This is a genomic window from Mucilaginibacter sp. SG538B, assembly GCF_013376065.1.
Taxonomy (GTDB): domain Bacteria; phylum Bacteroidota; class Bacteroidia; order Sphingobacteriales; family Sphingobacteriaceae; genus Mucilaginibacter; species Mucilaginibacter rubeus.
In genome coordinates, this window is record NZ_JABMJI010000002.1 from 580,255 (window position 1) to 601,857 (window position 21,603).

Consider the following 21,603-nt stretch of genomic DNA (forward strand, 5'->3'; position numbering starts at 1 on the left):
GGTTTTTAAGCAGATATTCGGGGTTGTTTACGTTTAATTGGTAATTTACTTTTATCTTTTTTGTAACTTGCCTTATCAATGAAAAGCCAAAAAACAAACGTTTCGGTCTTACTCGTATGTCTTTTGGCGCTGCCTGCGATATTAGCTTTTTCCCTACACCCCTCCGGCAAATACAACCTCGATTTTTTCACTACCCATAACCAATTTTACCTCTGCGATTCGGCCTTTACCGGTACCACCGGTGATACTACCTTTTGGAACACCGACGCCCAAAATGCGCGCTTAGGGACTACCGAAGATATCATCGGCATAAAAATAGCCAGCTATGGCCACGTACGGGCCGAACTTAATGTACTCAACACTGCAGATCCCGAAAAAGATTTCAGCAAATACGACCATGTTGTTGAGGGCAGCGTAAAACTAAGTTCGGGCATTATGGAGGTCCTGAATTTTCCGGATACTAAAATTATCTTAAAAGCCATTGTTACCCCGGCAAGATATCGCATACGCATTTATTCGTATGCTGTAAAAAACGTAAATCCCGATGAGGACGAAGGTACCGATCACTATAAGATTACCCTTTGGCCCGGGGAAGGCAGGGAAAGGAAAGTATTGAAAGCCTACAGGGCGGACTAATCCATTTATGCCCGCCCGAAACAAGGTACATTAATCACGCACTATTTATCGCTGATCATTATCGGGTTGCCTCCCTTTCCGCCGCCAATAATAATCACCTTGGCATTGGGCGAAAGCGCTATTTCCTTTTGTGCTTTTATGGCTTCGTATTGCAGTTGCTTATCCGATAACCCGGTTGAAAGGATACGCTGATAATCGGCAATACCCTGCGCTTCCACCCGCTTACGTTCGGCTTCCTGGCGTTCCTTTTGCAGTACGAACTCCATCTTCTGGGCATCCTGCTCGGCGTTGATCTTTGATTCAATGCTGGCCCGTACCGAGGCAGGCAGGGTGATGTTGCGCACCAGGATCTGCTGCAGTTCAAGTCCGCGTTTTTCAAAACTGGCGGTAATGTAACGGTTTATTTTATCCTGAAACTCCTGTCGTTTGGTCGAATACAGGTCGACGGCAGCATAAGCAACCGCGTTATCGCGGATGGCCGTGCGCGAAACCGGGCGAACGATCTTATCCACATAGTTTTCGCCGATGTTCTGCATAATGTAAGGGGCTTTGTCGGGCTTTACTTTGTATAGCACAGAAAGATCAATGGTAACCTCCAATCCATCTGATGAAAGCACGCGGATAGCATCATCGCCTTCCTTTTGGCCTTCATTATTAACCGCACTCATGGTATAGGTTTGGGTCTGCACATCGAAAGTTGTGATCTCTACAACAGGGTTTATAATGTGTAAACCACTTTCAAGCACCTGGTCCTGCACCTTGCCAAAAAGGGTTTGAACCCCCACTTTACCAGGTTCAATAACTTTAAAAATATTGAGTAACAGACCAAGTACAACCATGGCGATACCCACCGCGGTTACCACGCCGCTAAAGCGGCCGGCCGGTTCGGGCGAACGTTTGAGCACTATACCCACAATGAGTACAATCACTCCTAATACTGCTATAAACATGCAATGAAGTTAAGCTTTTTTTGCATGCTACAAGCTTATTATAAAAGAATGTTTTTTAGGGAATTAAGGCTGTTATTGCCGGGAATTAGATGGATGCGAAAGGGGGGTATTTTTTTTGCCGACTTAGCATAACGACACAAGTTAGCCGGCGCTTGTTCCCTTTACACAAAACTTGCGCCATTAGAAGTAGAGAAGACTTACGAAGTTTTGAAAACTTCGTAAGTCTGGAACCTAATTAATATCGGGTTACTTAGTCCCTTTGCCTTTTTTATTTTGCGGGGCTTGCTGGGTCTCTTTAACCTGTTTCAAAAGCCTCAGCTTCATGAAAATCACAACTACGCCAACAACCATGGCACCGGCCATGATCAGGTAGTTTTTTTCGGTAAACATTTTATAAGCTACAATAAAGCACAAAGCTACACCCATGGTGTAAAGCACATTGAGCACCAGTTTAAAGCCCATTATTAGTATACGTTTAATTCAGGGTCAATTTCGGCCTGCCATGCGAGGATCCCGCCCCTCAAATTTGACAGATTGGTGAAACCCTGCTGCTCCAGTTGCATAATAGCAGCCGCGCTGCGTTTACCGCTGCGGCACATTACTACTACCGGCTTGTCTTTACTTATCTTTTCCGATTCTATCAGCACTCCGCCAAGCGGTATAAGCTGCCCGCCAAGGTTTGAAGTTTCGTATTCGAAATCTTCCCTAACATCAATCAGTTGAAAGTCTTCGCCTTTGTCAATTTTCTCTTTTAGTTCCTGTACGGTTATCTCGTTCATGTTAAATGTAATTATAATTCAAAGGTAGTTTTTTTCTTAATCAAATATTTAGGCTTGTTATTTGTAACAATCAAAGTATATAAGCGTTTCATATATGTTTACACAATAATTACTTAATGAAAAAAGTTACACGCTTTTTCTGGTTCTGTTCAGGAGCACATATCGATACCCTAAAAAAGTACCCCATTGAGCATAATAAGTATGTTGGTATTGGGGCTACCATATTTTTTACGGCACTGTTCGCCGCATTATCCGGCGGTTATGCCATGTACTTTGTTTTTAATGGCGATGCCTTTGCTGTAGGTTTTGCTATACTATTCGGTTTACTATGGGGAACGGCCATTTTTAACATGGACCGCTACATTGTATCCAGTATCAACAAAGAAGGCACAACCAACCAGCAGATCCTGCAGGCATCGCCCCGTATTTTGCTGGCCATTATGATCGGTATCGTAATCTCGCGCCCGCTTGAACTCAAGATCTTTGATAAAGAAATTCGCCAGAAACTAAAAACTGCCTATTTAAAAGGGCAACGCAGTAAAATTGATACCCTCGAAAAAACCTACATGCAGAAGTATGCCATGGAACTGGGTAAAAACACCGATTTGAAAAAGGAAAAAGATTCATTGGAGCGGGATATCAACCGCTCACGTTACCAGCTTAACCAGGAAGTTTTCGGTGATAAAACCAACCAAACATCGGGCATTACCGGTTATGGCACTTATGCCAAGCAAAAGCAGGCCATACTGGAAGAAAAGGAAGCCCGGCTTAAATCCGTTACTGATAATTTAGGGCAGATGGACCAGTACCTGAGCGCCCGGAAAGATTATGAAGGCTTAAACAGTACGCGCTTGTTCACCGAGCATCAGCTGGACAGTTTGGCCAGCATTGCCGGCTTCTCCGACCGTAACTGGGCATTAGGCCAGCTCACCTACACCGAAAACGGTAAGCGCGACCTCGATACGTATCTCGCTATTTCGTTTATCGGCTACCTGTTTATTTTGTTTGAATGTTTGCCGGTATTTGTAAAGCTGATGTCGCCCAAAGGGCCTTATGATACGGCTATCGCCAAAACAGCCGAAGCCAATATCTACCTTGCCGAACGTGATAAAGAACGTGATATAGCGGTTACCGATAATATTTACGATCACAACCTGGATACGGATATCGAGCGGCGAAAAAAGATCATTACCTCGCAATCTGATTATGATTTTGAGCGGCATAGTTACGAGTAAAATGCTTTCCTATAGAGACGCATAATTTAATAAGCTAAAAGCATGGGAGTTGTGCGATTCCCCTCTTGAGAGGGGTGGAGGGGTGTGTTTCTGTTTGGGTATTCTAATCGCAGAAACACACCCCTGCTATCGCTCTTTCCTCCGCGCCCCCTCTCGAGAGGGGATTTTTAAAATCCTGTCACTTGATAGCTTAAGGGCTACGTTCTATATCCATAATTTGCAATTGCCAACACAATCTCCCATCTTGCAAAACATAATATCAACCTATGTTTGAGCAATTTTCACATTCAAACTTCCATACTATTTGCGATAAGCTCGCCGCGGGCGATCCGGAGCTGGCCCTGATCATCAAAAACCATGGTTATCCGCATTTATGGTCACGCCCAAATAGCTTTGAAACGCTGGTTCATATTATACTGGAACAGCAGGTATCGCTGGCTTCAGCATTATCGGCCTTAAATAAATTGCGCGAGCGGGTACAGCAAATTACCCCTGCACGGGTACTACTGCTTACCGATGAAGAATTTAGGGCATGTTATGTAAGTCGCCAAAAAACCATCTATATAAAATACCTTGCAGAAGCCATTGTAAGCGGGCAGATCAACCTCGCCGAAATGGAACAAATGCCGGATGATGTTATCCGTACCAAACTAACCGCCCTCAAAGGCATTGGCAACTGGACGGTTGATGTTTACCTGATGTTTGTACTGCAGCACACCGATGTTTTCCCTATCGGGGATCTGGCCGCAGTGAATGCCCTTAAACGGGTAAAAAATCTGCCAAAAGATATTACCAAAGAAGAGTTGTTAGCGGTGACCGAACAATGGGAACCATACCGTACGGTAGCCGCGATGATTTTGTGGCATTATTATCTGAGCCAAAGAGTACCGGCACTACCCAAACCCTCCAGGCAAGGCGTTAAAAAATAAAGATCTTCGGAGGCTCAAGTGATAACACCGAATACAAGCCGAATATTTTTATCAGATCCTTCGCGCAACCCTTTCATTTTATTAAATAATTGATATTCAGATTATTACACTTAAACATTCGAATTGTGTTAACCCTGTTAACCCCTGTTGGTGCTGTCCATGGTAGGTGTTATTACACTTGAACCTGCAAAAGCATATAAACAAAAAATGCGCTGGCTTAGCCAACGCATTAAAAATATGCTTATCAAAGGCAGCCACCTTTAGGGGCTGTCAAACATTAAATAGGCCATTCCTCTCCTGCTCCTGGTAATCCTGTACGGTTTCAATGGCATTATCAACCACATCGCTCAGGGCCGTAATGAATGTTCCGGGGCGGGCCAGGCTCATGGCGTGTTTAATAGCGTCAACTTCCTTAGGCACTACTTCAACCTGCTTGTTAGGATCAACTGATTCAATTCCCCCCCTGAGTAAACCAATAATATTTTCGGCGGTGCGGCCGCGCAGGTGTTTTTCCTGGCGCAGGATGATATAATCAAACATTTCGGCCGATATTTTACCCAGTTCGCGGATATCGTCATCCCTCCTGTCTCCCGTGCCGGCTATGATACCAATTTTAAGTGGCGAATCGATATGTCTTAAAAACTCCTTGATGCCAGTGTATCCATCCGGATTGTGGGCAAAATCAATCATGAAACGGAAATCTTTAAACTCAAAAATATTCATGCGGCCAGGCGTTTGTGAGGCCGATGGAATAAAAGTTTCGAGCGAGATCTTGATGTCTTCTGTTTTAAATCCCCATAAAAACGTAGCCAGTGTTGCGGCAAGCACATTCTCGATCATAAAGGGCACAGTACCGCCAAACGTAAGCGGGATCAGGATGGTACGCTGTACGCGGATCTTCCAGTCGCCTTTTAAAATGGTGATAAACCCGTTTTCACAGATAGCGGCAATGCCCCCTTTTTTGCAATGTGATTTAATGATTGGGTTATTTTCGTTCCGGCTGAAATAAGCGATATTACATTCGGCCTTTTTGCCAATGCGTACGCAATACTCGTTATCGGCATTTAAAACGCCCCAGCCATCCTTCTTAACCGAGTTAAGCACTACGCTTTTCACGCGTGAAAGGTCTTCCAATGAATGAATGTCCGATAAGCCAAGGTGATCTTCCTGGATATTGGTAACTACCCCTATATCGCAAAAGCCAAAACCGAGGCCCGAGCGCAGGATACCCCCGCGGGCTGTTTCCAATACCGCGAAATCAACTGTTGGGTCTTTCAGTATAAACTCCGAGCTTACCGGGCCGGTTGTATCGCCCTTCAGCATCATATTGTTTTGTACGTAAATCCCATCCGAGGTGGTGAAACCTACCCGGTGACCGTTATTTTTAACAATGTGTGCTATCAAACGGGTGGTAGTGGTTTTACCGTTAGTCCCGGTAATAGCTATGATAGGGATGCGGGCCGATTTACCGGCCGGGTAAAGCATATCAATCACATGTCCGGCTACGTTGCGGGGCAGGCCTTCGCTCGGCGCAATATGCATCCTGAAGCCCGGTGCGGCATTAACTTCCAGTATCACTCCACCTGTATCAGTAAGCGGCTCGGTAAGGTTTTGCGCCATGATGTCGATGCCGCAAATATCCAAACCAATGATTTTAGAGATACGTTCGCAAATAAAAATATTTTGGGGGTGCACATGGTCGGTAACATCAACAGAGGTGCCGCCGGTGCTTAGGTTAGCAGTTGACTTTACATAAACCACCTCATCTTTTTTGGGCACGGTTTCAAGCGTGTAGTCATTTTTTGCCAGCAGATCAAGAGTATCCCTATCTATTGTTATCTCTGTAAGCACATTTTCATGTCCATAGCCCCTGCGGGGGTCGGCGTTTTCCAGGTCTATCAATTCCTGGATATTTAGCTTGCCATCACCGGTAACATGGGCCGGTTTACGAAGGGCGGCAGCAACCATTTTATTATCGATCACCAACACCCTGAAGTCGAAGCCCGTAACATAACGCTCTACAATTACCCGGCGCGATATTTTGGCGGCGTGCTCATAGGCCTCAATAGCTTCTTCTTCGGTTTTTATGTTGATAGAAATGCCACGGCCGTGGTTGCCATCAAGCGGTTTAAACACCAGCGGGAAGCCCACTTTGCGGATAGCATCCGGCACAGCCGATGCTGATGAAATAGTTACGCCTTTTGCAACGGGGATGGCCTGCTCCTGTAAAAGTCGTTTGGTTTCTTCCTTGTTGCTGGCAATATCAACGGCAATACTGCTGGTTTTTTCGGTCATGGTAGCGCGGAAACGTACCTGGTTTTTGCCGTAACCTAATTGCACCAATGATTGGTTGTTAAGCCTGATCCATGGGATATCCCTCGCGATCGCTTCTTCTACAATTGACCCGGTACTTGGCCCCAGGCGGGTATTTTCCCTGATCTCGCGCATTTGCTGAATATCAGCATCCAGGTTGTAATCCTCACCTTTTATCAGCGCTTCGGTTATGCGCACGGCCGATTCGGCTGCAAAAACGCCAACTTTTTCTTCCAGGTAGGCAAATACTACGTTGTATACTCCTTTTGTTTTGGTTTCGCGGGTGCGGCCAAAGCCGGTATCCATACCTGCAAGGGTCTGGATCTCTAAGGCAATGTGCTCAACAACGTGTCCCATCCAGGTGCCGGCAATCACCCGCTGAAAAAAACCGCCGGGTACACCGGGCGAGCAGCGGTGGCTGTATAACGATGGCAACAGCTTTTCAAGCCGTTCGTAAAATCCATCTATTTCGTTGGAGGGGCGGTGCTCCATCTCCTGCAGATCAAGCCGCATTTGTATTAATTTTTTGCGTCTGATGCTCCAAATGTTGGGTCCGCGTAGTACCTGGATATTCTCGATCTTCATTATGTAGGATGCTATTTTTTTGTCAGTCTAATTTCCCCTTAAAACTATAAAACATAACACGGGAATAAAATTTTTGATGGCAAAAAGCCATTATTTATTATTAGTTCCTGTGTTTGTGCATGTTTTTATCGTAATTTGTATATAGTTGTATTAAGATAGTGTGAAATAATCATGATTGTCCCGAAAGGTAAGCTAATAATTATAGGCGGCGCGGTTGATATGGGGAGCAATGTTACCCTCCAGGAGCATATTTTGCAGCCCGATTATATCAAATTTTTTGAACAAGGCATATTAAGGCGCATAATTAACGAATCTGCTAAGCACGAAGGCTCACAAATTGAAGTGATCACCACCGCCTCTCAAATCCCCGAGCTTGTCGGCGCCGAGTATATCAAGGCGTTTGGCCAGCTCAACGTTACCAATGTTAACGTACTGCACATCAAAAGCCGCGAAGATGCGGGGAACAAGGCATACTTAGACAGGATCCGTAAAGCCGATGTAGTGATGTTCAGCGGCGGCGACCAGCTCAGGCTAACAGCCATTTTTGGCGGCACCGAATTTTTACAGATCCTTAAACAGCGTTACCAAAAAGAGAATTTCGTTATTGCCGGAACATCGGCAGGCGCTGCAGCGGCTTCAACACACATGATCTACCGCGGGCAAAGTAACGAAGCCCTGGTTAAAGGCGAAGTGCAGATAACCGCCGGCCTTGGCTTTATCGATTCGGTGATTGTTGATACTCACTTTGTACAGCGTGGCCGCATAGGCCGGTTAATGTATGCCGTGGCAACTAATCCTGGTATTTTAGGGATAGGTTTAGGCGAGGATACAGGTTTACTTATTACCGAAGGTTATATGATGGAAGCTATCGGCTCGGGCCTGATTATTTTGGTTGACGGACGCAACATCGTATCAACTAATATATACGATGTGGAGCTTGGTTCGCCAATATCTATCGAAAACCTGAGGGTACACGTCATGTCGATATTTGATAAGTACGATCTGGTGCAGCACCGTTTAATCATAAAAAAGAGCGTAAAAGTTGAAGAAGGTGTTTTTATAAATGCACCAGGCAGCAAAATTCTACAATAATTTAAACTGCATAAAGTTCTTATAAATAGCCTGGCCTTATTTATGCAGGGACATCTACTTTAATTTATAATTATGAAAATAATTATTCACGGCGGTTTTTTTAGCGAATCGCATACCAACCAGGAAGTAAAGCTGGCCAAACAGGAAGCCCTGAACGGCATAGTGCAGTTAGGATACAAACACCTGCAACATCACACTGCTGCCGAAACGGCCGTTTATACCGTAAGGCTGCTTGAAGATTGCGAACTTTTTAATGCCGGAACGGGATCACAGATCCAGAGCGATGGCAAGATCCGCCTCAGTGCCTCTTTGATGGATGGCAAAACCCAACGCTTTTCGGGCGTCATCAACATTGAAGATGTTAAAAACCCTATCTGTGTAGCCGAAAAACTTCAAGCCTATGATGATCGTGTATTGAGCGGCAAAGGAGCATGCGATTTTGCTATAGAAAACGGTCATAAATATTATAACCCCGAAATCCCGCAGCGCCGTCACGAATACGAACAGAAACTAAGCGATTCCATCAGGCTTGGCACCGTGGGCTGCGTTGCATTGGATGTGCATGGAAACCTGGCAGCCGCAACGAGTACCGGGGGCAAAGGTTTTGAAATTCCCGGCCGTGTTAGTGATTCGGCCACTACTGCAGGAAATTATGCCAATGAGTTTGCCGGCGTTTCATGTACCGGCGTAGGTGAAGATATTGTAAGTGGCTCGGTAGCTGTTAAAATTGTTACACGAGTAACCGATGGCATGCCCCTTATGGCCGCTACCGAAAAAACCCTCGATGAAATGAAACCTTACGATGGCTTTGCCGGTGTGATAGGCATTACTACTGATGGGCAGATCTATCACTCAGACACCCACCCTTACATGGTATGGGCCCTGCATGACGGAGATATTGAAGTTTTTAACTAAAACCTAAATTTATTTTTCCCGTAGAAAGGGTATAAGTTAAGCACCTGTAAAATAACGGTGGCCTTTAGGCGTTTACGTATTTACTGCTTTTTACAGGTATTGTTTTCCCGTTAACAAATAATTACATTTGTTAAGCTGATTAATTTAAAATAAACAGTTTAAACCCAGGAAAAGATTAAATGAGATATTTCCTACTTATTATTTTATGCGCTGTTGGGTTCGATGCATCAGCGCAATGGTATTACAAGCCATTCAATAAGCGTACCCGGTCTCCGCAAATGGCTTATGCACAAAGCCACTCTATTAAAAGGCTGCCCGCTCCTGCATTGGCTAAAGTAAAGATCCGCCCGTTTACTATTGAACATACCCCATATGTACTGGCCATGATCGAGGAATCGGTTATGAAAACCGCGCAGCACAATATGCGTTTTCATGTGTACAATGCCGCCAGCTACAACTTTAGCGACCTGGCCCAGATGTATATGAAACAAAACCGCCTGGCTGAGGCAAAATGGTTCCTGCTGCAAAGTATCACCATATCGCGCCAGCAAAACGACGACAGGCATACCATAGCCAACCTGCTTGACCTTGCGACTGTAAAAGCTGATTACGGCGATTATACACAGGCTAAACAAGACCTGGCCGAAGCCCGACAACTGGCTGTTGCCCGCGGTTTGACTTTTGACCTGGCTACTGTAGAGAAAAAAACGCGCTATTTACAGGACAATAAATTCAACACCCTGCATACCGAAACCCATTTTGCCGAAACCGCCGATGCCGGTACAAAAACAGTTAACAAATAATATTTTTTTGTAACAAAAACGTAAAATGGTGCTGCCTGCATACTATTAGTAAAACATAATCGTATTATTGTTATTAGTAATTAAGAGACAGCATATTGACTGTCTCTTTTTTATTTTACATTAGCAAATTAATAATAGGCACAAGTATTGATGTTTTACACCAACCCCGATTTAACTACAGTAAAAGATATGTTTAAGAAAGTATATTTGTTATTGGTGCTGGGCGCAGCCCTCGCCTGTAAAGCATCACCATCCAAACCTGTTAAAGTAGCAGGTTCAAATGATTTACAGCCCGATGAACAGCAAACCCTTGTTTGTAAGCAGGTAGCATCATTAATCTCTAACTACAACTATAAAAAAGTTCCGCTGAACGATTCAGTATCCGCCATCATTTACGACCGGTATATCAAATCGCTCGACGAGAACCACAGCTATTTTTTAGCATCTGATATCAAGGATTTTGAAAAATATAAAACCGTACTTGATGATGATATTAAAGCCGGCAACCTGGCCGATGCTTTTTATATCTTCAACGTTTTTCAGAAAAGATATATCGAGCATGTAAAATATTCGCTTGAGCAGATCAATAAAAATTTCGATTTCAATAAAACTGAAACCTTTGTTTATGATCGCGATAAACTGCCATGGATTGCTTCGCAAAGCGAAATGGATGCCATGTGGACCAAGCGCGTAAAATACGATTTGCTAAACCTGAAACTGGCCAATGCAGATATGGCCAAAAACAAGGAAACACTTAAGAAACGTTACGAAAACCTGTTAACACAAACCAACAAGCTATCAAACCAGGACGTTTTTCAATACTTTATGGACGCCTTTACAGAGGCTATCGATCCGCATACTAATTACTTTAACCCGTCAAACGCAGCTAATTTCAATATCGAAATGTCGCGCCAGGTTGAGGGGATCGGTGCTTCACTACAGGTGGAAAACGAGTATGTAACCATTAAAACCATTGTACCAGGCGGCCCTGCAGATAAAAGCCACCAGATAAGCGTCGATGACCGTATTGTTGCAGTAGCACAGGGTAAAACCGGCGAATTCCAGAACGTGGTGGGATGGCGTGTTGATAATGCCATCGCTATCATCCGCGGTACTAAAGGCACAACGGTAAGGCTTGAAATATTGCCTGCCGGTGCAAATGCATCAAGCAAACCCAAAGTGGTTGAAATGGTACGTGAGAAGATCATCCTGAAAGACCAATCGGCCAAAAAAGAGATCCGCACTTACAACAGCAATGGTAAAACGGTTAGGATAGGTGTAATATCTATCCCTGCCTTCTACATTGATTTTAATGATTATAAAGCAGGTAATCCTAACTATAAAAGCACCACTCACGATGTTAAGGCGATCCTTGACTCGTTAAAGAAAGAAAATGTAGACGGCCTGGTGATCGACCTGCGTGAAAACGGTGGTGGTTCATTGATGGAAGCTATTGAGCTTACCGGTCTGTTTATTAAAACCGGCCCTGTAGTACAGGTACGTGACACTAAAGACCAGGTGGAAATTGATAAAGACGAAGATGCGGACATCACCTATAGCGGCCCTATGGCGGTACTGGTTGACCGTTTCAGCGCTTCGGCCTCTGAAATCTTCTCAGGCGCTATCCAGGATTACGGCCGCGGGTTAATATTGGGAACCCAAACTTATGGTAAAGGCTCGGTACAAAGCGCTATCGATCTTGACAGGGTGATTGGTTCTTCACTTCGTGAAAAAATTGCAGGCGTTGTTGGCGGCGGTAAAAAAACAACCTCAACGGGCAGCCAAAGTACTTACGGACAACTTAATCTTACCATAGCTAAATTCTATCGTATCAGCGGTAATTCAACCCAGCACAAAGGGGTAACACCTGATATTTCATTCCCATCGGTTATTCCATTGGATAAATATGGCGAAGATACCGAACCATCAGCAATGCCTTTTGACATCATTGCCAAAACAGATTATACCAAAACAGGCGATTTTACCGGCGTACTGCCACAGCTAAAAAAACTGCACGACCAACGCATGGCCGGCAGCGACAGCTATAAATACCTGCTTGAAGATATTGCTGATTTCAAAAAACATGATGCCGATGACAGCGTATCGTTAAAAGAATCTGATTTGAAGAAACAACGTGACGATGATGAAGCGAAATCATTTGAGCGTAACAACCTGCGTCGGGTAGCATTAGGTTTGCCAGCCCTTAAAAAGGGTCAAACCAAACCTAAAAACGAAGACCTTGACTTTGTAAAACGCGAAGCCGGCCAAATCATGACCGATTATATCAGCCTTGATAATAAGTATACAAGCGTATCGCAACCGGCTAACTAAGCAAATTATTAATAATATTGAGCGCCCGGAATTGAAAGATGCCGGGCGTTTTTATTTATACACAAATGCATTACTGGTTAAGAAGGATTTTATCGAATTTCACGAATTGATATACTTAGATGCCTTACATCAAAAAATAAAATTCGTGTAATTCGATTTAATTCGGGGAATTAGTGTCATATTCTTAAAAATCACCTCCCTGTTATAAAACCCTGCCGGCTAATACCCCGGCATTTTGTAAATTTGGCCTCTTATAAAAATCGATACAACGTTGAAAAATAATATTCTTATTGTTGATGATGTGCATGCCATTTTCATGGAGATGGCCGAGGCCAAGGGTTACACCTGCGATTACCGTCCGCTGATTAAGCCTGACGAAGCCATGCAAATCATAGGCGACTATGCAGGGTTGGTGATCCGCTCAAAATTCAGGGTGGATAAAGCCGTGCTTGATGCAGCTACCAACCTACAATTCATAGCCCGCGCCGGCGCTGGTATGGATAATATTGATGAAGATTATGCTACTCAAAAAGGTATAAAACTCATCAACGCACCCGAAGGCAACTCAGATGCCGTAGGCGAACATGCCATAGGTTTACTGCTGTCATTAATGAACAACCTAAACCGCGGCGACGCCGAAATTCGCGGGGGGAAGTGGCTGCGCGAGGCTAACCGGGGTTACGAGCTAAAAGGTAAAACAGTAGGTATTATCGGCTACGGCCATATGGGCAGCAGCTTTGCCAGGAAACTTTCGGGCTTCCAGGTAAATGTTATTGCTTACGATAAATACAAAACCGGCTTCAGTGATAAATATGCGCGCGAGGTAAGCATGGAAGAAATTGTAAAGCACAGCGATGTACTGAGCCTGCATATCCCCCTAACTGCAGAAACCGACGGGCTGGTGGATGATGAATACCTGTTCCATTTTAAAAAACCTATCTTTTTCTTAAACACCTCACGCGGCAAAACTGCTAAAGTAAGTGCCGTGCTAAACGCCATACGCGAAGGCAAAATTTTAGGGGCAGGGTTGGATGTATTGGAGGTTGAAAAATTCCCGGCCCTTGCCGAGCAACAATGGTTTGAGGAATTAAAACGAAGCGGCAAAGTGCTGTTAAGCCCTCACGTTGCCGGCTGGACATTTGATTCATACCGGAAGATCAGCGAGGTAATGGCCGAAAAGCTGGCCGATTTGAAAGGATAGGCAGATTATCGGAACCACACATATCTTTAATAATTGCGACAGTGTAAGGAATGCCCCTTGTAAGTCACATGAAAGAGAAATCTCCTGCACCATGCATACTTTATAAGGCATGGTGCAGGAGATTTCTGTTTAGATACATTTCCGGGCCGGGTTGGCAGAAATGATAACTGATTTAATATATTCGTTATGCCGTTTCCTTGTACAATACCATGCCGGCATGGTAAAACACCCCGTCCCTGAAATCGCCTTCGGCAGTAAAGCCGGTATCGTCAAGATATTCAACGTGGTTCCCTAATACACTGTAGTAACCTGTGTAGGCATTTTGTTTGTCGCCTCGGGCCTCAGTGTAGCGCCCGTTAGGCAAAAATTCGTGACGTATAAACCCATCGCGGGTAACCCATACACCTATATAATGATGAGCATTTATTGTTGTATTGCTGTTGAAAGCGTTAGTTCTTTCCATGTTGCTAATTCGTTTTGAACGAAGGCAAGCTTCTTTTCAACCAGACCGTAAGCATCCTCGCCCAAAAATAAATTTAGCGGTGGGTTAGCTTCGTTAGTTATGCTGATCATAGCCTCGGCTGCTTTTTCAGGGTCGCCGGCTTGTTGCTTGTCCATGTCGTTTTGGTGAAAATTTACTGTATCGCGAACGTTTTGATAGTCGGCTATCTGGTTTTGAGGTACCGCCAATGAACCGGCCGACAGGAAATTGGTCCTGAAATAACCCGGCTGTACAATGGTAACCTTTATGCCAAACGGTGCAACTTCGGCCGATAGGGTTTCAGAAAAACCATTAACGGCAAACTTGGTGGCGCAATAAATACCTCCGCCTGCAAACGCGCCGGTGAAACCACCTATCGACGATACATTTAAAATATGACCTGATTTTTGAGCACGCAGATAAGGCAACGCCTTACGGATCACATTCAATGATCCAAATACGTTAACCTCAAAGTTATCACGGGCCTCGCGGTCGGTAAGCTCTTCAATACCGCCTAATAATCCGTAACCGGCGTTGTTGACAATAACGTCAATTTTTCCGAAGGTTTTTACCGTAAGCTCAACGGCTTCCTGCACACTGTCTTCGCTGGTCAAGTTAACGGCGAGGGGTAAAAACTGCTCGTTTTGCGAGTCAACTGCTTTGGTCAAATCGCTTAAATTGCGCGATGTAGCGGCTACTTTATAGCCTTCATTCAATAGTTTTTTTACTAAGGCAAGTCCCAGTCCTTTTGAGGCACCAGTTACAAACCATACTTTGTTGTTTTCCATATGTTGTATTTGATAGATTTTGATTTTACTTGTTACTATTTCAATGATTGTTTATGATTTTCACCTATTTTGTCTTTTGGGATTTCACCGATAGGCTATGATTCCACCGATTTATGATGAATTCAACCTGCTCTATCGTGTTTGTCCGAGCGGCCGTACCACCACCTCGTTAACGGAGATATTATCCGGCTGGCTTATAGCGTAAATCACCGCGTTGGCTATAGCCTCCTCATCAAGTTTTGGCATGTTGGCAAGGTTGCCGTACAAGCCCTTAATCTTAGGACTGGTAATATCATGTCCTAATTCGGATTTAGTCGCGCCGGGGTAAATGGTGGTTACCTTAATGTTTTGGGCAACTTCCTCGCGAAGGGTTTCCATAATAGCCTTAACCGCGAACTTGGTGCCGCTGTAAACGCCGATGCCCGGCGACGTTTTTAAACCACCAACCGATGACGTGGAGAGGATATGCCCCTGGCCGCGTTCAAGCATGTGGGGCAGCACAGCATTAATCCCGTACAATACACCCTTAATATTAATGTCGATCATTTTGTCCCATTCATCAACATGACCTTCTTCAAAAAAAGAGATGGGCATGATGCCCGCATTGTTCCACATTACGTCAACTCGGCCAAATTTGGCTATGGTCTGCAGAATGAGGTTATCCAGATCAGTTCGCCTGGCAACATCGGTTAGTACATAAATTGCATTTTCGCCAATTTCCTGTGCCAGGTTTTTCAATTGATCTTCCCGGCGGGCAGCCAAAACCACTTTAGCGCCAAGTTGTGCCAGTTTGCGGGCAGCAGATGCGCCGATGCCACTGCTGGCACCGGTTATTACAATCACTTTATCCTTGATACTTTCCATTTGGTGTTTATATAGGTAGATATAGGGTAAACGGAATAAAATTTAGAAATCAGTTGAGCAGGTGACATCCTCCCACTGCCTGATTTCATTGTGTAAAGTATCAAGCTTTGCCAAAGCGCGATTGTAGGCATCGCCACCTAATAAAAGGTACAATGGCGGGTTCTCTTCATAAACTGTGTTGATAATAGCAGTAGCAGCCTTTTCCGGGTCACCGGCTTGCTTGCCGTCCATTTTGAGGTATTTGTTATGAATGGCGCGCACTTCTGTATAATCATCAATTTGGTTGCCAGTAATTGAAAGCGATCCTGCAGTAAGAAAACTGGTGCGGAAAGCGCCGGGAGCAACCACGGTTACCTTAATGCCCAATTCCTTAACATCAGCAGCAAGCACTTCCGAAATACCGATCACCGCATATTTGGCCCCTGCATAAATTGCCCAGCCGGTATTAGCTGTAATACCTGCGATAGATGAAATATTGATGATATGGCCTGAGCGCTGTTTGCGCAGGTATGGCATTGCCGCACGGATCACGTTCAGCATACCAAATACGTTTACATCAAATGCCATACGGGTTTCGGCATCACTAAGTTCCTCAATAGCTCCACCAATGCCATAGCCGGCATTGTTGATCACTACATCGATACGGCCAAAAGCTTCATAGGTGTGTTGTAATGCAAGCGATACACTGCTATCGTTTACCAGATCGACTTGTAGGGGTAAAAAATTATTGCTTGTTATATTAACCGCAGCGGTTAATTCCTGTAAATTTCTGGAAGTAGCGGCAACAAGCTGTCCTGCATCCAGTAGTTGTTTTACTAAGCTGAGGCCAAAACCTTTCGAAGCCCCGGTAATAAACCATACTTTGTTGTTGTCCATAAAAATTGTTTGCTTTGTTTATTTGAGATAAAACAAAGTTACAGCAGCAACAAAGGGGCACATTACATTAATCAAACCAAAGGTTACAAAATTCAAACATTTCGGAACGAGCTTGGTGTTTGTTGGGTTTGTTTCTTGAAAAAGTTATTAAAATGTGTCGGCTCCTCAAAGCCCAGGCAATAACCAATTTCAGAAATGTTCCAGTCTGTATGCCTTAATAATGATTTGGCTTCGCTCAGCAGCCTGTCGGCAATATGATCGGTAGTGGTTTTGCCGGTAGTTTCGCGAATTGCCCTGTTCAGATGGTTTACATGCACCGAAAGCCGTTGTGCAAAATCATTGGCCGATCGCAATACAAACCGCTGTGAAGGGGTTTCAATAGGGAACTGCCTTTCAAGCAGCTCGGTAAATACTGATGTTATGCGCGATTTAGCGTCTACATGCTTATAAACATTTTCGGATGGTTCCGTTTTAAGCGCATAATAAATTACTTCCGTAACATAATTACGGAGCAGATCATATTTAAAAGCATACTCGGTATTAATCTCAGACAGCATTTTCTGAAAAAGAGCGGTTACATAAGCGTCCTGTTCATCATTTAAGGCATAAACCGGCTTGGCATTAAGCCCAAACATCGGAAACTCGCTTAAGCCTGTCCTGAATTTCTCCAGAAAAAACTCTTCGGTAAATATGCAGAAGAAACCAGTGCGGTCATCAGACATGTGCTCAAATGTATAAGGTACCATGGCACTGAAGAACATCAGCGTTGAACCCGAAAGCTTGATACTTTTATCGGCATAATGAATAATGTTATCGCCGCGCATCAGGCTGATCTTATAAAAAGTACGGCGGCTGTAGGTTACCTGCTTTGCATTAGGGCCAATACAATCCTCAATCCTGAACACATTAAAGTGACCGATGCTTTGCTGAAGGTTACCGGGCAACCAGTTAACCTTTCTTTGATAAAAATCTTGAAGTGTTTCTGCTTTCGACATAAAACAAAGTTACAAAAATCAAACCAAGGCTTCAAAACAGGGATAATTTAATATTTTGAGGTAAATAAAAAGCCTTTAAATCGCATGATTTAAAGGCTTTGAACATTTTTAAAATGTTTTTTAGCGGAATGGACGGGACATGAACTACGTTCACTAATCGCTCATTCTCAATATTTTACTAACTCTTATAAAAGCAACTCTCTTAAAACTCACTTTTATTTTTAAGCTGTTTGATTTCAAATGACTAATACAAAAGTAAGAAATGAGGAGGTTATTACAAAGGAAATAGGTTTCAATATTCTTCAAATAAACATTGTTTGTCAATCAACAGATAGATAATGTTCAGTTATCCTTTATCGATAGCAGAAAATGAAAAAACACTGAAGCGTTAATGTTGATAGCTATTATTTCGATATTTATTCGTGATCAGTCATGTCAGTATAGTCGGTAGCTGCTATTTGATCTGCAATACTTCCGGGGAGAATATTGTCGTATAAAATTTTAGAGATTATTCCCCCGTAAATCGTGATTTTAGTGCCGTCTTCTTTGGATACAGAAATTGCCCGGCCATTTACTTCAAAAAGCCCCTCAATGTTCTTATTGGTCTGTTTTAATTGCATAGTTTCTTTTTGCGAAAGCCACTTGGCGTTTAATCCGTATCTATAAAATTCGGCGATTAGTTCATCGCAATCCAAGCCTATAATAACTCTTACCCTGCCACTTAAAATATCGATAATAAAATCGGGAGAAAGAGGCTTTGAAAATAATGGCTCTGATAACTGATCAATGATGCTCTGCCAGTCGACTAATATATAATTTGGGGTTTTTTCTTTTACAATATGTTCAATCGCAAATTTAGCCATCAAAAGCGCGTCGTTCTTATAGATACCGATGTGCACCCCACCAGGTAGATATTGATAGACCCAATTCTTCGTTTTAAGCGATTCTTCCATCTCGGCTAACACATCATTGTAGTAAACAGCATCAATGGTTGGGGTTGGCATGTGTATGTATTCACCAGTCGCCGGGTCAATCCCTTTATCATTATTAACTACCTCTTCAAATTGCATTCCCCGCTTCCGCTGTCTAACATTTCTTTTAATTTGTTTTGCAGTATGCTTATCAAATTTTTCTGCTAATTCTGCATCGTCAAGCGTATCCTGTTTAATGTTGACATTTTCCAAGAAATCGGAAACTTCCTTATTAGTTTTACCCTCTTTCAGCTCCACGATTTTTACTTCCCCATTGGAAAAAACAAGTAAATCACCGATATGTATAAAACTGCTTAAATCGGAGATAAATGCAAAGTCATCAGGATTCTTATTGATCTGATCTACGATTGCCTTAGTGTGAGAAAAATTTGAAAATTCTAAAAAACTAGTGCCTTGTTTTCCGATATGTAATCTTCGCATTACATGTATTCGCCCGCCGAGCAATTGATAAGCTATACCGTCAGCAATATGCGACAGAGCAGATAGCCGGGTTTCAACTATTTGGAGATCATTTTCAAGTTTTTTCTGCTTCTCTTTGTCCCGTTCAGTCCGGCTAACTTTCAAATCTTGATTGAATGTGCGATAAAGGGATTGATAATACTGAATTTCCTCAATCAAAAGTTCTTGCGCCAATTTGAAACCTTCATGGCATTTTTGAAAGAATATTTTTTTGACTTTTGCACTCGCTGTCCTATTAGCAATTCTTAGCATTTTTTCGACGCCAACGAATTCCTGACCATATGAAAAGGCGTAGTCGCTTATCTTTTTTAATTGAATTCTATGTTCTTCAAGTGTTTTCAATCAGCGTAAATGGTATTCATTAAAATTAGGAAATATTATTATCGTGATCGCCGCGTAGGCTTTTTGCCAGGTAATCCGCTTTGCCTATCATAAAAATAGGCATCAATTTCCTGTAAGTAACTATTCAGCATAAACTTGTCAAGCTTCTTATGCCGCTGTTCAAAATTTAACTGGTCGCTAAGGAAGTGTCCAAGTAAATTAATTTCATCACCGGTGGAAAACTCTTTCCAGCTGTTGAGGTCAAGCCGGAGTTTCAGGTAATCCGTAAAGTCTTCTTCAGATTCAATGATCTCTGCAAAAATCATTAGGTCATAGATGTTAATAATCCAGGGGTATCCATTTTTTGTATCGATCAAAGCAGCATTCTCCAATACCGATGCGCCTGCCAGTAAGCCTGCAAAAGTGTCTAACGTAACAACTATGCGAAAAATTGGCAGTGATTTATCTATATGTATTTCCTTATCGCCCTCTTTGAAAACAGGGTCGGCATTGTCTTGAATATAATTTGTGCGCGATTGCTTTGAAAGTCTCCTTCAGAAACATTTCTTTTTAAGCGGTTCACCAGGCTATCAATGGCACCCCGTTTACCGGCAGCATTTAATTCACCAGCTTTGACCTCGATTAAGTAGGTATAGCTTTTTCCGACACCGAGTAAATCCAATTCGGTGTATTCGATGTTTTTCGCATTCGGTTTTTGATCCGGTAACGGATACGCTGTGTTTGGCGCGAACTGAACAGATAGTAAAAAATTCTTGAATAGACGCTCGACTTTTTCCTCTAAAAATCGATCCCGCGAACCTGAATGCTGCTTGTTTTGATAATATTTTTTAAAGTATTTTTTATCATCGTTTGGAGCATGTTCAAGCAAATATTGGCCAATGGTCAGATAATTTCTTGACAATAATGGTAATGCGAAATGATAAAAATGGTCATCCCCCGATTGCAGGAATAGCTTTACCCGCGTTCCGCTATCAGCTAGCATATGGGCATTTGCCGGCGGCAATAAATAAGCGGCATTGTCGCCAAACTTCATGGCCAGTGTGCGTACTACTTTTTCCTGCACTGGTTTTGTAAAACGAACTCGGAAAAGCCCTTCAAAATCTTTAGGGTCATTAGTGGCATAGGTTACTATCCGGCCATTCTCAACGACGTATTCGGGATGATCAATTTGAAATGCCGCAAGGTTAGCTTCATTCATAACGGGTAGACGCATTTTATTAAAGGCCCAATCGGCGAAAACCATCATCACATTAGGATGCGGAAAATCGCTATCAAATCCCAATCTTGCTTTCCAGGCATCTTCCAATTCCTTCTCGGTATTTACAATATCAGTTGCTGCAAACCCATAATGTTCCAGCATAAAGGCATCATGCCCTGAAAATAGTTCGAGGAACAAATCACGTACATGGAAAAAGTAGCCATTGCCCCGGATGGCCAGTGTTTCCAACATGGCCTGGAAACGCAGTTCGATCATCTTATCATCTTCCGGACGTAAATTCCTGCTATTAACCGATTCTGCAATAACGCGTTGATGGTAAACCATTTTGAGGTTTCTTAAATTGAAGATCAATTCTTCAATATCCTCCCAACTGGGGAGTGGCTTACTTTTAACAGGTAATGCCGCGCAAATATTGATAGCATATTCCAATATGGTTTCAGCCATACCGTCATCATCTTTGTCTGTTTGATTTTCGTGATGATTTATGGCCAGCCCTCCTAATAACGCGATGTTATCAAATGCTTCAAAATAGGCGAGAATAGCTTCAGCACCTTCTTTTATACTCAGGTCTATTTCGGTTAAAATGGCCGGAAGGCTTTCTAGATACGCTTGATGCTCTGCTTCGGTACGCGTATTATGCAAATAAGTCACTTTACCCCGCCGCTCCATTCTCATTCCATCTCTTTCAAATACCTCGTCAGACGCTGGTTTCTGATGATGAACAGGCTTTGTTTTTTTATGTTTCTTCTTTCGTCCTTTGCTGACCGGCATATACTTAAATTATAGTTAAAGATAAGAAAATGTGTAAAGTCCGGCGC

Annotated in this window: 20 protein-coding genes; 8 read left to right on the forward strand and 12 right to left on the reverse strand. The window is 43.2% G+C overall.

The annotated features are described in order from the left end of the window. The first annotated feature begins 78 nt into the window (after window positions 1-78). The gene (locus FHW88_RS11850) at window positions 79-636 is read left to right on the forward strand and encodes a hypothetical protein (RefSeq protein ID WP_176625604.1); all 558 of its coding nucleotides are present in this window, start codon (window positions 79-81) and stop codon (window positions 634-636) included. A 41-nt stretch (window positions 637-677) separates the two neighbouring features. Here FHW88_RS11850 and FHW88_RS11855 read toward each other — a convergent pair whose 3' ends face one another. From FHW88_RS11855 to FHW88_RS11865, 3 genes are all read right to left on the reverse strand, one after another. Continuing rightward, window positions 678-1,586 (reverse strand): prohibitin family protein, encoded by a 909-nt coding sequence (locus tag FHW88_RS11855; protein ID WP_176625606.1) that lies wholly within the window; start codon window positions 1,584-1,586, stop codon window positions 678-680. A 246-nt stretch (window positions 1,587-1,832) separates the two neighbouring features. Continuing rightward, complete coding sequence (locus tag FHW88_RS11860; RefSeq protein WP_176625608.1) at window positions 1,833-2,048, reverse strand: DUF6358 family protein; 216 nt, start codon at window positions 2,046-2,048, stop codon at window positions 1,833-1,835. 2 nt (window positions 2,049-2,050) lie between these two features. Then, window positions 2,051-2,365, reverse strand: a complete 315-nt coding sequence (locus tag FHW88_RS11865; protein ID WP_090531100.1) for a rhodanese-like domain-containing protein — start codon at window positions 2,363-2,365, stop codon at window positions 2,051-2,053. 116 nt (window positions 2,366-2,481) lie between these two features. Between FHW88_RS11865 and FHW88_RS11870 the strand changes: the two genes are divergently transcribed. Both FHW88_RS11870 and FHW88_RS11875 read left to right on the forward strand, forming a co-directional pair. Next, window positions 2,482-3,600, forward strand: coding sequence for a DUF4407 domain-containing protein (locus tag FHW88_RS11870; RefSeq protein WP_176625610.1), 1,119 nt, complete (start codon window positions 2,482-2,484; stop codon window positions 3,598-3,600). Between the two features lie 266 nt (window positions 3,601-3,866). After that, on the forward strand, window positions 3,867-4,529 hold the full coding sequence (locus FHW88_RS11875) for a DNA-3-methyladenine glycosylase family protein (protein WP_176625612.1): 663 nt from the start codon (window positions 3,867-3,869) through the stop codon (window positions 4,527-4,529). Between the two features lie 270 nt (window positions 4,530-4,799). Here FHW88_RS11875 and cphA read toward each other — a convergent pair whose 3' ends face one another. Continuing rightward, entirely contained in the window at window positions 4,800-7,427 is a 2,628-nt protein-coding gene (cphA, locus tag FHW88_RS11880) for a cyanophycin synthetase (protein ID WP_090531108.1), read from the reverse strand. Between the two features lie 171 nt (window positions 7,428-7,598). On the opposite strand from cphA, the gene FHW88_RS11885 reads away from it, so the two are divergent. The 5 genes from FHW88_RS11885 (at window position 7,599) to FHW88_RS11905 (ending at window position 13,769) form a co-directional block, all read left to right on the forward strand. Beyond that, on the forward strand, window positions 7,599-8,519 hold the full coding sequence (locus tag FHW88_RS11885; RefSeq protein ID WP_176625614.1) for a cyanophycinase: 921 nt from the start codon (window positions 7,599-7,601) through the stop codon (window positions 8,517-8,519). A gap of 72 nt (window positions 8,520-8,591) precedes the next feature. Next, window positions 8,592-9,434 carry an isoaspartyl peptidase/L-asparaginase gene (locus FHW88_RS11890; RefSeq protein ID WP_091172868.1) on the forward strand — a complete coding sequence of 281 codons (843 nt, stop codon included), beginning with the start codon at window positions 8,592-8,594 and terminating at the stop codon, window positions 9,432-9,434. Window positions 9,435-9,613: 179 nt separating this feature from the next. After that, the gene (locus FHW88_RS11895) at window positions 9,614-10,237 is read left to right on the forward strand and encodes a hypothetical protein (protein ID WP_176625616.1); all 624 of its coding nucleotides are present in this window, start codon (window positions 9,614-9,616) and stop codon (window positions 10,235-10,237) included. 189 nt (window positions 10,238-10,426) lie between these two features. Next, complete coding sequence (locus FHW88_RS11900; RefSeq protein ID WP_176625618.1) at window positions 10,427-12,568, forward strand: carboxy terminal-processing peptidase; 2,142 nt, start codon at window positions 10,427-10,429, stop codon at window positions 12,566-12,568. A 271-nt stretch (window positions 12,569-12,839) separates the two neighbouring features. Further along, the gene (locus FHW88_RS11905; protein WP_090531120.1) at window positions 12,840-13,769 is read left to right on the forward strand and encodes an NAD(P)-dependent oxidoreductase; all 930 of its coding nucleotides are present in this window, start codon (window positions 12,840-12,842) and stop codon (window positions 13,767-13,769) included. 184 nt (window positions 13,770-13,953) lie between these two features. On the opposite strand, the gene FHW88_RS11910 is transcribed toward FHW88_RS11905, so the two are convergent. The 8 genes from FHW88_RS11910 to FHW88_RS11945 all read right to left on the reverse strand — a co-directional run bounded on the left by FHW88_RS11910 (window position 13,954) and on the right by FHW88_RS11945 (window position 21,556). Then, window positions 13,954-14,232 (reverse strand): Atu4866 domain-containing protein, encoded by a 279-nt coding sequence (locus FHW88_RS11910; protein ID WP_090531122.1) that lies wholly within the window; start codon window positions 14,230-14,232, stop codon window positions 13,954-13,956. Next, window positions 14,193-15,038: an oxidoreductase gene (locus FHW88_RS11915; RefSeq protein ID WP_176625621.1), complete on the reverse strand. Its 846-nt coding sequence runs from the start codon at window positions 15,036-15,038 to the stop codon at window positions 14,193-14,195. Before FHW88_RS11915 ends, FHW88_RS11910 begins: the two co-directional genes overlap by 40 nt. Window positions 15,039-15,170: 132 nt before the next feature. Continuing rightward, complete coding sequence (locus FHW88_RS11920; protein ID WP_176625623.1) at window positions 15,171-15,902, reverse strand: SDR family oxidoreductase; 732 nt, start codon at window positions 15,900-15,902, stop codon at window positions 15,171-15,173. 42 nt (window positions 15,903-15,944) lie between these two features. Further along, entirely contained in the window at window positions 15,945-16,778 is an 834-nt protein-coding gene (locus tag FHW88_RS11925) for an oxidoreductase (RefSeq protein ID WP_176625625.1), read from the reverse strand. Between the two features lie 92 nt (window positions 16,779-16,870). Continuing rightward, entirely contained in the window at window positions 16,871-17,773 is a 903-nt protein-coding gene (locus tag FHW88_RS11930; protein WP_090531134.1) for a helix-turn-helix domain-containing protein, read from the reverse strand. Between the two features lie 416 nt (window positions 17,774-18,189). After that, complete coding sequence (locus FHW88_RS11935; protein ID WP_176625627.1) at window positions 18,190-19,566, reverse strand: hypothetical protein; 1,377 nt, start codon at window positions 19,564-19,566, stop codon at window positions 18,190-18,192. A gap of 38 nt (window positions 19,567-19,604) precedes the next feature. Then, on the reverse strand, window positions 19,605-19,871 hold the full coding sequence (locus FHW88_RS11940) for a hypothetical protein (RefSeq protein WP_176625629.1): 267 nt from the start codon (window positions 19,869-19,871) through the stop codon (window positions 19,605-19,607). A gap of 140 nt (window positions 19,872-20,011) precedes the next feature. Continuing rightward, on the reverse strand, window positions 20,012-21,556 hold the full coding sequence (locus FHW88_RS11945) for a hypothetical protein (RefSeq protein WP_176625631.1): 1,545 nt from the start codon (window positions 21,554-21,556) through the stop codon (window positions 20,012-20,014). Window positions 21,557-21,603 lie beyond the last annotated feature (47 nt).